We start from the raw sequence: 1,781 nt of genomic DNA, 5'->3' as shown, positions 1-1,781 counted from the left end.
TAACCCCATTTACCACCACAAATTTACAAACATAAAGCTCTTGTTTTCTATCTTCATCTTCTAAGATTTCATCTAGTCCTTGTGCGATTTGAAGTTTTAAATTTTGCATTTTTGCAGGAGCTAAAAAACTAAAATGATATTCGTTTAATTCTTTATTATCTTCTAAAGCATTTTTGATGATTTTATCATACTCATGTAGCTGTGTAAAATACCCTGCTCCTAAATCTTTATTTTCAAATTCCTTATAAGCACTTTTATAAACTTTAGCAATGTTTTTTGGGATAATAAAATAAAGTTTGATTAAATTAGTATCAAAGCTAAGATTTAGTTCTTTAAATTCATAATCTTTACTAAAGTCTTGTTTGAATTGATTAAGAATATTTATATCCTCTATATCTTTTAAATCTTTTAAATCTATATTAAATTCATTTAAAGCCTTATTTTGTTCTTTTTTTTCATTATTGATTAAAAGATTATAGATAGGTAAATTATCTTTTTGAAATCTATCACTTTTATAATGAAGTCTTATTATAGGTTCTTTTAACTCTATTTGATTTTTACTTTGTTCTCCTAAGCCCTCTTTAGGATCAAAGCTGTGATCAAATTTAAACTTAGTAGGAGTAAAGCTTACTTTTAAAGCAAAGCCTTTATCTGTTTTACAAGCTGAGATGAGTTCTTGTAAGATTACATATTCATTATTGACTTTCTTTTGAGATAAGGATCCTTTTACATTAACAACTTTAGTACAAGGAACACTTACACCTGCTATAGTATTAGGACAAGCTACTATACTAGAGTTTAATAAATCACTTTCTAGCATTATAGGCACACCATCATCTTTAAAAGTTTTTCCTTTGTTTGATTTAAGTATGACTTTGCCTCCATGGATACATTCTAGGTTTTGATTTTCTAAAAGAGCATGAAGTTTAGCTATAGCTTGTTTTTTATCTACTTGTGTGGTTTTTTGTTCTTTTAAAGTGTTTGAAATTAAGTCTTTATACTCTAAGCTTTGTTTGCTTAAACATTCTAATTTGATATTTAAAGAATTTTCTAATATAGAATAATTAAGCAAACAAAGTTCATCATTTTTATAAAAGATACTAAGTCTTCCTAAACCACTGCTTTCATCTTTAGGAGAAAAATAATAACTAGGTGTATCTTGTTTTATAGTATTATCTTGATCTAATTCTCCAAAGTAAAAAGGATTATTAGGAAGTTCATTTGAGCCTGTAAGGAGGGTGGAGTTTAGGAAGATTTTTATATCTAAACTTTTAAAATCTATTTGATATTTTTCTTCTATGTCCTTTATATCCAAAACACTTCTATCTTTTGCAAAAATATCACAATGATTATCATAAATATGGATCAAATTTGACATAGAGATGAAAGAAGTATTGTTAGAATTATCTTGCAAATCTTGTAAATTTACTTTATCTAAGAATATGATTTTTATATTATTTGTCTTTAATACTATGGTATTGGTATTTTTATCATAAAATTGCTCTATGTTAAATACTTCGTTTAAAATTAAATTAACATCATTTTCCTTAGTATTAAAGCTTTGATTATTTAGATTATCTTGTAAGGAAATTTCTTTATTTAAATAGTCTTGGATATCTTTTATTTTTTCATTTCTTTTTTCTTTTAAAGTATTGATAGATTTATAAAGCCTTTTTCTAGCATCAAGATAGGTATCATTGAGCTTTTCTTTATCTAGGATGAAGATTTTTGTGAAAGTAGAATTATAGCCTAGATTGTTTATAGCAGTAGCTTGGGTGAAA

The 1,781-nt window shown here is 25.6% G+C and carries 1 protein-coding gene; it reads right to left on the bottom strand.

Annotation, left to right across the window (positions count from 1 at the left end):
- On the bottom strand, positions 1-1,072 hold a 1,072-nt coding region (locus AJ889_RS09910), incomplete at its 3' end, for a lysozyme (protein ID WP_083265138.1).
- Between the last annotated feature and the right edge of the window lie 709 nt (positions 1,073-1,781).

Origin of the sequence: Campylobacter sp. BCW_6468 (assembly GCF_001762865.1) — a bacterium.
In the GTDB taxonomy this organism is placed as follows: domain Bacteria; phylum Campylobacterota; class Campylobacteria; order Campylobacterales; family Campylobacteraceae; genus Campylobacter_D; species Campylobacter_D jejuni.
Note: the sequence above shows the minus strand (reverse complement) of the source record. Positions and strands in the feature narration are given on the sequence as shown.